An 11,325-nucleotide genomic window follows, 5' to 3' on the forward strand; every position below is an offset into this window, starting at 1 on the left:
CGCGCCCGCAGTACACCCCACCACCCCGTACGCCCCAAGGATGGCCCCCACCTCGCCCTACGGTCGACAGCTGATTGTCAGACTCACCCCGTACCGTTGACGCATGGATGATCGACTGCCGGGACGGCACGCGAACCGGGGCCGCACATGAGGTGGGGGCCGCTCAAGCGGAGGCGGTTGCTGGCCGGTGCAGCCGCAGTGGTGGTGTTGGCGGGGGCTGGTACGTGGACGGCGGTGGCGTCGGACGGCAAGCCCGCCGTGCAAGAGGCGAGCCGCGTCATGGACGTGGACGGCGTCAAGCTGGACACCTCGTACTTCACCACCAAGGGTGACAAGAAGCGCCCCGCCGTGCTGCTGGCCCACGGGTTTGGAGGGAGCAAGGACGACCTGAAGGGGCAAGCCGAAGACCTCGCCCGGGACGGGTACGCCGTACTCACCTGGTCCGCACGCGGCTTCGGAAAGTCCACCGGCAAGATCGGGCTCAACGACCCGAACGCCGAGGTCAAGGACGTCTCCAAGCTGATCGACTGGCTCGCGAAACAGCCGCAGGTCGAGCTGGACAAGAACAACGACCCGCGCGTGGGCATAGCGGGCGGCTCGTACGGCGGCGCCATCTCGCTGCTAGCCGCCGGCTACGACAACCGCGTGGACGCGATCGCCCCCTCCATTACGTACTGGAACCTCGCCGACGCCCTGTTCCCCGACGGCGTGTTCAAGAAACTCTGGACCGGCGTCTTCTTCAACACGGCGGGTGGCTGCGCGAAGTTCGAGCCGGCGCTGTGCGAGATGTACGACAGGGTCGCGGAATCCGGCGTCCCGGACGCGCAGGCGAGAAAGCTCCTCGAAGAGCGCTCGCCCTCGGCCGTCGGCACCCGCATCAAGGTCCCGACGCTCCTGATCCAGGGCCAGACGGACTCCCTCTTCACCCTGAAACAGTCGGACGCCGCGCAGAAGGCGATCAAGGCGAACGGCGCCCCCGTGGACGTCGACTGGATCGCGGGCGGCCACGACGGCGGCAACCTGGAGTCGGACCGCGTCCAGTCCCGCGTCAAGACCTGGTTCGACCGCTACCTGAAGGACGACAAGGCGGCGGACACGGGCCCGGCGTTCCGCGTCACGCGCACGGGAGGCATCGACTCCACGGACGGCGCGGCCCAGCTGAGGGGCGCGAGCGCGGACACGTACCCGGGCCTCGGCAACGACCCGAGGAACATTCAACTCACCGGCGAAGAACAGACGTTCACGAACCCGCCCGGCGCCAACCCGCCCGCGATCTCCGCGCTCCCGGGCCTCGGCGCGGGCAGCGGCGGCCTGGCCCAGCTCTCCTCCCTGGGCGTCGGCCTCTCCCTGGACTTCCCGGGCCAGTACGCGGCGTTCACGTCACAGCCGGTCCGTGACGACCTCCGCATCACCGGCTCCCCGACAGTCACCGTCCACGTCAAGTCCACGAGCGCCGAAGCAGTCCTCTTCGCGAAGGTGTACGACGTCAGCGCGGACGGCCGCAGCCAGGTCCTCCCCTCCCAACTGGTCACCCCGATCCGCGTGGCCGGCGCGAAGGACGGCCAGGACGTCAAGATCACCCTCCCGGCGATCGACCGCAGGATCGAGCAGGGCCACCGCCTCCGCCTGGTCCTCGCCTCGACGGACCTGGGCTACGCCTCCCCGGCGGCAGCGGCGTCGTACACGGTCTCCCTGGCCGACAAGAACCTGACCGTCCCGACGGACCCGGCCCTCGACAGCGCGGCGTCCACCCTCCCCGCCTGGGTCTGGTGGCTCCCCCTCGCGGGCGCGGGCATCGCCGCCGCCCTGCTCCTCACGGCCCGCCGCCGCACGGCGACCCCGGCGCCGGAGCCGCAACTCACCGACGTACCCCTCCAGATCACCGGCCTGACGAAGAAGTACAAGGGCGGCGACAGGTACAGCGTCAAGGACCTGAGCTTCACCGTCGAGAAGGGCCAGGTCCTGGGCCTGCTCGGCCCGAACGGCGCGGGCAAGACGACCACCCTGCGCATGCTGATGGGCCTGATCAGGCCCGACGGCGGCGAGATCCGCGTCTTCGGGCACGCGATCCGCCCGGGCGCGCCGGTCCTCTCCCGGGTCGGCTCGTTCGTCGAGGGTGCCGGCTTCCTCCCGCACCTGTCGGGCCGCGAGAACCTGGAGCTGTACTGGCAGGCCACCGGCCGCCCCGCCGAGGACGCGCACATGGAGGAGGCCCTGGAGATCGCGGGCCTCGGCGACGCGCTCGCCCGCGCGGTGCGCACGTACTCGCAGGGCATGCGCCAGCGCCTCGCCATCGCCCAGGCCATGCTGGGCCTGCCGGACCTGCTGATCCTCGACGAGCCGACGAACGGCCTCGACCCGCCGCAGATCCGCGAGATGCGCGAGGTGATGATCCGGTACGCGGCCCAGGGCCGTACGGTCATCGTCTCCAGCCACCTCCTGTCCGAGGTCGAGCAGTCCTGCACGCACCTCGTGGTCATGGACCGGGGCCAGCTCGTCCAGGCGGGCAAGGTCGCCGAGATCGTCGGCTCCGGGGACACGCTCCTGGTCGGCACGGCGACACCGGTCGACGAGCCGATCGTCGAGAAGATCGCGGCCCTGCCCGGCATCGTCTCGGCGACGCAGGCGGACGGCGGCATCCTGGTCCGCCTCGGCCCGGACGGCACGGCGAAACGCCTGATCACCGAGCTGGTCCGGCTCGACGTACCGGTGGAGTCCGTCGGCCCGCACCGCCGCCTGGAGGACGCCTTCCTCACCCTGATCGGAGGTACCGCATGAGCACGCTCACCGAGACGGCCTCCGGCTACCGGGCGGCCAGGACCCTGCCGCTGAAGGTGGAGTTCGCCCGCCAGCTCAAGCGTCGGCGCACGTTGATCATGGGCGGCATCCTCGCCGCGCTGCCGTTCGTCCTGTGGATCGCGTTCATGATCGGCGGCACACCGGACGGCCGCGAGGGCCAGGTCACGCTGATGGACACGGCGACGGCCTCGGGCGCCAACTTCGCGGCCGTGAACCTCTTCGTGTCGGCCGGCTTCCTCCTGGTCATCCCGGTCGCCCTGTTCTGCGGGGACACGGTCGCCTCGGAGGCCGGCTGGTCCTCCCTGCGCTACCTCCTCGCCGCGCCGGTCCCCAGGGCCCGGCTCCTGTGGTCGAAGCTGGTCGTCGGCCTCGGCCTCAGCCTCGCCGCGATGGTCCTGCTCCCGCTGGTCGCCCTCGCGGTCGGCACGGCCGCCTACGGCTGGGGCCCGCTGGACCTCCCGACGGGCGGCGCGCTCGCGCCGGGTACGGCGGCGCAGCGGCTGCTGATCGTCGTCGCGTACATCTTCGTCTCCCAACTGGTCACCGCCGGGCTCGCGTTCTGGCTCTCGACCAGGACGGACGCCCCGCTCGGCGCGGTCGGCGGCGCGGTCGGCCTGACGATCGTCGGCAACGTCCTGGACCAGGTCACCGCGCTCGGCGACTGGCGCGACTTCCTCCCCGCGCACTGGCAGTACGCCTGGGCGGACGCGGTCCAGCCGACCCCGGAGTGGGCGGGGATGGCGCAGGGCGCGTCGGTGTCGGTGACGTACGCGGTGATCCTCTTCGCGCTGGCGTTCAGAGGTTTCGCCCGGAAGGACGTGGTCTCCTGACCGGTCTCCTCTTGGTCAACCTCTGGCCTCAGAAGGCTACGCACGAGTAAGTTGCCCTCACTTCCAGCCAGTTGAAGTCAGGGGAGCCGTCATGGGCGTACGCAGGGACCTCAGAAAAGCCAAGCGGCGCACCGACCTCGCGGCCCGTACCGCCCTGGACCTGGTCCGGGACGACACCGGCACGGTCCGCGAGGCGGCGGTCCCCTCCCTCACGGCCCCCCTGACGACCGGCAGCATGGCGGACCTGCCGTACAAGAACGCCGCCGAAGCCCCCACCGACGTGATCCTCCGCCGCCGCGACTCCGCAGGGACCTGGCGCCCGATCACCGCGACGGAGTTCGCCGCCGAGGTCACCGCCGTCGCCAAGGGCCTGATCGCGGCCGGCGTCGAACCCGGCGGCCGGGTCGCGGTGATGTCGAGGACCCGGTACGAGTGGACGGTCCTCGACTTCGCGATCTGGTCCGCGGGCGGCGTCACCGTCCCCGTCTACGCGACCTCCTCCGCCGAACAGGTCGAGTGGATCGTCCAGGACTCCGGCGCCCGGCACGTCATCACCGAGAACCCCGCGAACACCGCCACGGTCGTGAAGGCCACCGCCGGCCGCGACCCCCGCCTCTGGGAGCTGGACGCGGGCGCGCTCGCCGACCTGAAGAACCTCGGCCGGGATCTCGCGGACGACGAGGTCGTCAAGCGCCGCAGAGAACTCACCCCCGACGCCACCGCGACCATCTGCTACACCTCAGGTACGACGGGACGACCCAAGGGCTGCGTCCTCACCCACACCAACCTCCACGAGGAGGCGGGCAACGTCCTCGAACTCCTCCACCCCGTCTTCAAGGCGGTCACCGGCCGCACCGCCTCCACCCTCCTCTTCCTCCCCCTCGCGCACATCATGGGCCGCGTCCTCCAGATCGCCTGCCTCACCGGCCGCATCGAGGTCGGCCACTTCCCGAGCGTGAAACCCGACGAACTCCGCCCGGCCCTCAAGGAGTTCAGGCCGACGTTCCTCGTCGGCGTCCCCTACCTCTTCGAGCGCATCCACGACACCGGCCGCGCCACCGCCGAGAAGATCGGCCGAGGCGCCTCCTTCGACCGCGCCGAACGCATCGGCGTCAGGTTCGCGGAGGCGTACCTCGCCAAGTTCCTGAACCAGACCCCCAAGGGCCCCGACCTCAAGCTGTACGCCGCCTGGGCCCTGTACGACGTACTGGTCTACCGCCGTATCCGCAACGAGCTGGGCGGCAGACTCAACTACGCGATCAGCGGCGGCAGTCCACTCGACCGCACCCTCAACCTCTTCTTCCAGGCCGCCGGGATCATCGTCTACGAGGGGTACGGGCTGACGGAGACGACGGCCGCCGCGACGATGATCCCGCCGCTGGAACCGCGCCCCGGCACGGTCGGCCGCCCGGTCCCCGGCACCGCGATCCGCATCGCCGACGACGGCGAGGTCCTGATCAAGGGCGGCGCGGTGTTCCGCGCCTACTGGAACAACCCCGAGGCGACCCAAGAGGCCCTGAAAGACGGCTGGTTCGAGACCGGCGACCTCGGCGCGCTCGACGCCGACGGCTACCTCACCATCACCGGCCGCAAGAAGGACCTCCTCGTCACCTCCGGCGGCAAGAACGTCTCCCCGGCCGTCCTGGAGGACCGCCTCCGCAGCCGCGCCCCCGTCGGCCAGTGCCTGGTCGTCGGCGACAACCGCGCCTTCATCGCCGCGCTGATCACCCTCGACCCGGACGCCGTCGCCCACTGGCTCGCCGTACGCAAGCTCCCTGCCGACACCCCGTTCCCCCAGATCGCCGCCGACCCGAGGATGCGCGAGACCGTCCAACAGGCCGTCGACTACGCCAACCAGGCCGTCTCCCGCGCCGAGTCCATCCGCGAATTCGCCCTGGTGGAAGGGGAGTTCACCGAGGCGAACGGGATGCTGACGCCGTCCCTGAAGGTGAAGCGGGACGTCGTGACGCGCGCGTACGCCGAGCACATCGAGGAGATCTACCGCAAGAAATGACGGACGGCGGGCCACCGGGAAGACCGGTGACCCGCCGTACGACGGGAGCGGTACGGCTCAGCCGTTGGCCGCGCCGTTGCCCGACAGGGCGGAGATGTCGTCCAGGATGTGCGACAGCGGCTCGTCGCCCTTGGCCTGGGTGGAGTTCTCGACACACTGCTGGTTCTGCGGCGCCGACAGGACGTTGATGTCCTGGACGGCGATCGGCACGAGGCCGACGATCGAACCGGCGTTGATCTTCGCCGGCAGACCGATGCAGGGCTTGTTGAGCGAGCCCTGGACCAGCGAGAGCTGCGGGCTCATGTCGCCGAAGGTGGCGGAGTTGCCGAACTCCTGCGAGGCGCCGTTGCCGCTGGCGGAGGTGGTCCCGCTGTCGTCACCGATGGCCAGCGCCTGAGGCGCGGCACCGGCGGCGATACCGGCTACGGACGCGGCTACAGCGGCGGTTGCCCACAGCTTCTTCATGGTTCTTGTTCCCTTCGAAAAGCGGACTCCGGGGGAGGAGCTGCGTGATCGAGAACTGCCGACCCCCGTCGAAGGTTGCGCAGGATGCCCCGTTCAGCCGAGCGCTACTTGCAGACATACGCGCCCCCGCGCACCGCCACCGGCGCGCCCACCAGACTCGGCGGATCCTTCGGCCGGGGGTTCGCCCGCTTCGCCAGCAGCGGCTGGTCCCTGGCGATCTTCGAGAACACCGCCCGCGCCTTCTTCCCGTCCCACGCGAGCGTCGAACCGACGTCCTTGCGCACGGGGTTGAAACCGGCGATCGGTACGGTCGTGAACTCCGTCGCCCCCACCGGCACCTTGCGCAACTCCCCGGCCAGCCGCACGAGTTCCCTCACCCCGAACCCCTGCGGCCCCGAACCCAGCAGCGTGCGCGCCCACTTGACGGTACGCACCGGATCGGCGAGCAGCCCGCGCGCCTGGAGCCCGCGCAACGCCTGCGCCAGGAACCGCTGTTGACGCTGGATACGGCCGAGGTCGGCGCTGTTGTCGAAGTGCCGCGAACGCACGTACTGGAGCGCCGGACCACCCCGCAGCCGGTGCTTGCCGGGCCGCAGATCCATCTTGGTCGCGGAGTCCCTGAGCCGCCGCGGCGTACACACCTCGACACCGCCGACCTGGTCCACGGTGTCCATGAACCGCCGGAAGTCCACCTGGAGGTACGTGTCGATCCGTACGCCCGTCAACGCCGCCACGGTCTTCATCGCCAGCTCCGGACCGCCTTCCTGGTAGGCGGAGTTGAGCTTCGCGGGGTGCGCGCGGCGGGTACGGCCCGCGTCGTCGCGGTACGCCGGGATCGTTGCGAGCGAGTCGCGGGGCAGGCCGACGACGCTGACCCGGTCCCGGCGGGCCGAGAGGTGCACCAGCATCATCGCGTCGGAGCAGCCGCAGGGCTCGCCGCCCGCGTGGAAGCGGCGCTTCTCGGCGGCCGTGATGGTGTCCCGCTCGTCGGTGCCGAGGACGAGGATGTTCAGGGGGCGGCGGGGCGCGGAGTGCGCGGTGGGGAGAGCGGCGCCGGTGAGGAGGGCGCCCGCCGTGGTGAGGACGACGGCGGGGAGGGCCAGGCGGCGCCGGGACGGCCGTAGAAGTGGCGAAAGGTTTCTCTCTGCTGGGTTCGGTGCTCTGTCGCTCGTCACGCCGCGCACCGTAGACGGAACGGGCCGCCGGAAGACCGGCGGCCCGCTGCGGTGGGGCGGAAATCAGCCCCTGGGCTCAGCGAAGTGAACCCGTTCGACGGCTCAGTGGTTGGCCGCGCCGTTGCCCGCGAGGACCGAGATGTCGTCGAGGATGTGCGACAGCGGCTCGTCGCCCTTGGCCTGCGTCGAGTTCTCGACACACTGCTGGTTCTGCGGGGAGGACAGGACGTTGATGTCCTGGACCGCGATCGGCACGAGGCCGACGATCGAACCGGCGTTGACCTTGGCGGGCAGGCCGATGCAGGGCTTGTTCAGCGAACCCTGGATCAGGGCCATCTGCGGGCTCATGTTGCCGTAGGTCGCCGAGTTGCCGAACGCCTGGGAGGCGCCGTTGCCGCTCGCGGAGGTCGTGCCGTGGTCGTTGCCGATGGCGAGGGCCGGGCCGGCGCCCGCGCCGACGACGGACGCGGCGACAGCGGCAGCGGCGAGTACCTTCTTGATCACTGGATAAGTCCCTTCTGGAGAAACCCCGTCCACCGGAGTGCGCTGATCAACCGACGAAGGGGCCCGACGGTTTCCCCCATTCACCCGTACGGCTCAAGACCGGCGTGTCGGAAAACCGATCGGGTGACGTGCCGCAACCAATTCCCGTGTCCGCTGTTGTGTCGGGGGCAGGCACATGGTCCCGGCTCCACGGCCGGGATCGGGAAAGAGAAGAGAGCGAAATGCTGAAGAAGGCAATGGCCGTGGCGGCGGTAGCCGCGTCCGTCGTCGGCGCGAGCGCGGCGGTGGCCCCCCAGGCGCTTGCCATCGGGGACGACAGCGGGACCACCTCGGCCAGCGGCAACGGCGCGCAGTCCGCGTTCGGCAACTCGGTGACCAAGGGCGACATGAGCCCCCAGGCCACCCTGGTCCAGGGCTCGGTCAACAAGCTCTGCGCCGGCGTGCCGCTGAAGGCCAACGTCGGTTCCGTCGTCGGCGTGGTGCCGATCGCCGTCCAGGACATCCCGATCCTGTCGGCCCCGCAGAACCAGCAGTGTGTCGAGAACTCGACGCAGGCCAAGGGCGACGAGCCGCTGTCGCACATCCTGAGCGACATCTCGGCGCTCTCGGGCAACGGCGTCTCCAACGGCTGACGTCCGCCGGTGTGTCGCGTCCGGGCGGTCCGTTCTGCGTGCGGGCCGTCCGGGCGTTTCTGCGTGACACGCCGTCAATTGACTTTACTTCCTTGCGGAAAGGGGTGCGAAGAATCGTTCTGTCACTCCGAAGTGCTGATTATATGAATGCGTTCGAGTGAATTCCCGTTCGGCCCATGTTGCTCAGTTTCTTTCGCCGTCTATCTCTCGTTTGCAGCCTGTAGGTCATGGGAGGCATGACCACGGAGAAGGGATAGACATGAAGAAGAGCGCTGCTGTCATCGCGGGTCTGGTACTGGCCCTCGGCGGTGCGGTTCCGGCCTTCGCTGACGCGGGCGCCGAGGGTGCGGCCATCGGTTCGCCGGGTGTCCTCTCCGGCAACGTCGTCCAGATCCCGGTGCACGTCCCGGTCAACGTCTGCGGCAACACGGTCAACGTGATCGCGGCCCTGAACCCGGCGTTCGGCAACACCTGCGTCAACGACTGACGTTCGCGTCACACCAGGCTGAACGGCTTGGTCGAAGGCCGGCCTTGGACACCTGCCCAACGTTCCGAGGCCGGCCTTCGGCACTCTCGCGCCAGTCGTGGCCCTCGTCGAGTCCGTTCACGCCGAGTCCAGCATTCATGGCAGTTCGAGCAGGAAGACAACGAGATTGCGACAGACCCTGAGCAGGGGAATGGTCGCGGCGGCTGCCGCGACGAGCATTCTGTCCCTGTGCGGCAGCCCGGCGTTCGCCGACTCGCACACCAGCGGCACCACGACCGGCTCGCCCGGTGTCCTGTCCGGCAACAGCGTCGAGGTCCCTGTCGACGTACCGGTCAACGCGTGCGGCAACACGGTCGACGCGGCAGCCGGCTTCAACCCGACCTTCGGCAACTCCTGCGGCTCCGCCGCGGAGCTGGCTCGGAAGTACGAGGGGTACGGGGCGGACGATGACGACGAGTCGTACGGGTCCTACGGCGGTGATCACGGGTACGGGGTCGATGACTCCGACGACTCCGGCGAGGACTCGGGGTACGGGACCGGTCAGCCGCCCGGCGGCGGTGACCAGCCCCCGTCGGGGCACGACCAGCCCCCGGGCGGGGGTGACCAGCCGCCCGGCGGGGACGTCTGCGACTACCCCGGGGACGTGATCGGCGCGCCGGACTCCAACGGCGAGACGTGCGAGCAGCCGCCTGGTGGGGGCGACCAGCCGCCCGGCGGTGGGGACCAGCCCCCGACGGGCAATGACCAGCCTCCGGGTGGCGGGGATCAGCCTCCGACGGGCAACGACCAGCCTCCGGGCGGGGGCGACCAGCCGCCGACCGGGAACGACCAGCCGCCCGGCGGCGGGGACCAGCCCCCGACGGGCAACGACCAGCCGCCCGGTGGGGGTGACCAGCCGCCCACGGGGAACGACCAGCCTCCGGGTGGCGGGGATCAGCCGCCGACCGGCAACGACCAGCCCCCCACGGGCAACGACCAGCCCCCGGCCGGCAACGACCAGCCCCCCGCCAAGCCGCCCGTCCTGGCCCACACCGGTTCGAGCGACCTGCTCGCCGCCGCCGGTTTCAGCGCCGCGATGATCGCGGGCGGCGTCGTTCTCTACCGACGTGGCAAGGCCGCTGCCCGTCGGTGACGAACCCCTCGCACGCCCCTTGGTGCCGGACGCTCCTCGAAGCGGCCGGCACCCGCGTTTCAGGGCCCGGCAGGCCCCGGGATCAACGCGGTACGGTGTCCGCCGCGCCGCGTTCCCCGCTCCGCCCCGGCGCCGGGACCGCCCCGCCGGGCACCCCGGTGCGCAGCCGGCGCCGTACGCCTCGTACGAGTGTGCTGGACGTGAAGGTCGCGCCGTGCACGAAGCGCATTGCGGGGCCGAAGCCGGAGGCGGTGACCAGGCCGGCCAGAAAGAGGCCGGGCCAGGAGGACTCGAACTCCCGTCCCACGGAAGGGGATCCGTCGGCCACTTCGGCGAGGGCGCCGCGCAACTCGGGGGAGAGGAGGGCGAGTCGGTCGCGGGTGGCCTTGAAGCCGGTGGCCGCGATGACGTGGTCGGTCTCGATGGAGCGGGTGCGGCCGGAGGTGTTGGTGACCTCCAACGTGAGCTTCTCGGCGGCTGGTTCGGGCTTCTTGGACCTCACCTTGCCTTTGCCGGCAGCCGAATTCGTCAACTTCCCTTCCGCTGACGTGACTTCGTGGCCCAGCAGGACCTCCACCACACCCTCCACCCGGTCCCGTACCCACCAAGCCCCTGCCGGGCCAAGGGCGTCGGCGGCGATGCGGGCCCGGGTCTCCTCCGGGAGGCGCCGGTACCAGCCGGCCCGCTCGGAGTAGAACCAGTTCCGCCAGCCGCAGCCCAGCCCGCTGTGCGGCGAGCGCAGGGACTGCCACCAGGGCCGCTCCCAAGGCGGCGGGACGTCGTTCCAGTCGAGCCGGTCCGCGCGCGCCAACACCCTGACTTTCGTGCCCTGTTCGACGAGGAGCGCGGCGGTCTCCAGGGCCGCCTGGCCGCCGCCGATGACGGTGACGTCGCGGCCCCGGAAGCGGTCGAGGGAGCTGTGGTGGCTGCTGTGGGTGACGAGGCCGGGGGAGACGCCGTGCAGCGCGGCGGGGATCTCCACGAACGGCATGACGCCGACCGCGAGGGCGACCGTACGGGCGTGGACGGTCTCCCCGTCGTCGGTCACCGCCTCGAAGCCGCCGGGGCGCGGGGAGATCCGGACGATGGTCCGCTCGTCCACCTCGGGGACGGCGTTGCGGGCGAACCACAGGCCGTACTCGGCGAACATCTCCACCGGGATCGGCTCGCCGTGCCGCACGGAGACGCCGCGCTTGTCGCCGTACACGTCGAGGCGCCAGCGCGCGGCGGGGTCGGACAGGTTGGACGCCCACGGCTCCGACTTGAGGAACATGCCGCGCGGCATGT

10 protein-coding genes are annotated in these 11,325 nt (G+C 70.7%); 6 read left to right on the forward strand and 4 right to left on the reverse strand.

Annotated features, from left to right (window positions below):
* The first annotated feature begins 147 nt into the window (after positions 1-147).
* From AOK24_RS28320 to AOK24_RS28330, 3 genes are all read left to right on the forward strand, one after another.
* Entirely contained in the window at positions 148-2,778 is a 2,631-nt protein-coding gene (locus tag AOK24_RS28320; protein WP_055722893.1) for a CocE/NonD family hydrolase, read from the forward strand.
* Complete coding sequence (locus AOK24_RS28325; protein WP_055722894.1) at positions 2,775-3,629, forward strand: ABC transporter permease; 855 nt, start codon at positions 2,775-2,777, stop codon at positions 3,627-3,629. Before AOK24_RS28320 ends, AOK24_RS28325 begins: the two co-directional genes overlap by 4 nt.
* Before the next feature lie 91 nt (positions 3,630-3,720).
* Positions 3,721-5,643, forward strand: a complete 1,923-nt coding sequence (locus AOK24_RS28330; protein WP_055722895.1) for an AMP-dependent synthetase/ligase — start codon at positions 3,721-3,723, stop codon at positions 5,641-5,643.
* Between the two features lie 57 nt (positions 5,644-5,700).
* Here the strand turns inward: AOK24_RS28330 and AOK24_RS28335 are convergent, their stop codons facing one another.
* From AOK24_RS28335 to AOK24_RS28345, 3 genes are all read right to left on the reverse strand, one after another.
* On the reverse strand, positions 5,701-6,108 hold the full coding sequence (locus tag AOK24_RS28335) for a rodlin (protein ID WP_010355662.1): 408 nt from the start codon (positions 6,106-6,108) through the stop codon (positions 5,701-5,703).
* 104 nt (positions 6,109-6,212) lie between these two features.
* On the reverse strand, positions 6,213-7,283 hold the full coding sequence (locus AOK24_RS28340) for an LCP family protein (protein WP_055722896.1): 1,071 nt from the start codon (positions 7,281-7,283) through the stop codon (positions 6,213-6,215).
* Between the two features lie 102 nt (positions 7,284-7,385).
* Entirely contained in the window at positions 7,386-7,787 is a 402-nt protein-coding gene (locus AOK24_RS28345) for a rodlin (RefSeq protein ID WP_055722897.1), read from the reverse strand.
* A 221-nt stretch (positions 7,788-8,008) separates the two neighbouring features.
* Between AOK24_RS28345 and AOK24_RS28350 the strand changes: the two genes are divergently transcribed.
* From AOK24_RS28350 to AOK24_RS28360, 3 genes are all read left to right on the forward strand, one after another.
* Positions 8,009-8,419, forward strand: coding sequence for a rodlin (locus AOK24_RS28350; RefSeq protein WP_055722898.1), 411 nt, complete (start codon positions 8,009-8,011; stop codon positions 8,417-8,419).
* Between the two features lie 259 nt (positions 8,420-8,678).
* Entirely contained in the window at positions 8,679-8,906 is a 228-nt protein-coding gene (locus AOK24_RS28355; RefSeq protein WP_010355667.1) for a chaplin, read from the forward strand.
* A 166-nt stretch (positions 8,907-9,072) separates the two neighbouring features.
* Positions 9,073-10,038 (forward strand): chaplin family protein, encoded by a 966-nt coding sequence (locus AOK24_RS28360; protein ID WP_063799530.1) that lies wholly within the window; start codon positions 9,073-9,075, stop codon positions 10,036-10,038.
* Between the two features lie 82 nt (positions 10,039-10,120).
* Here the strand turns inward: AOK24_RS28360 and AOK24_RS28365 are convergent.
* Positions 10,121-11,325 (reverse strand): NAD(P)-binding domain-containing protein (locus AOK24_RS28365; protein ID WP_055722900.1); only part of this gene is annotated, 1,205 nt, incomplete at its 5' end.

Origin of the sequence: Streptomyces niveiscabiei, assembly GCF_001419795.1 — a bacterium.
In the GTDB taxonomy this organism is placed as follows: Bacteria; Actinomycetota; Actinomycetes; order Streptomycetales; family Streptomycetaceae; genus Streptomyces; species Streptomyces niveiscabiei.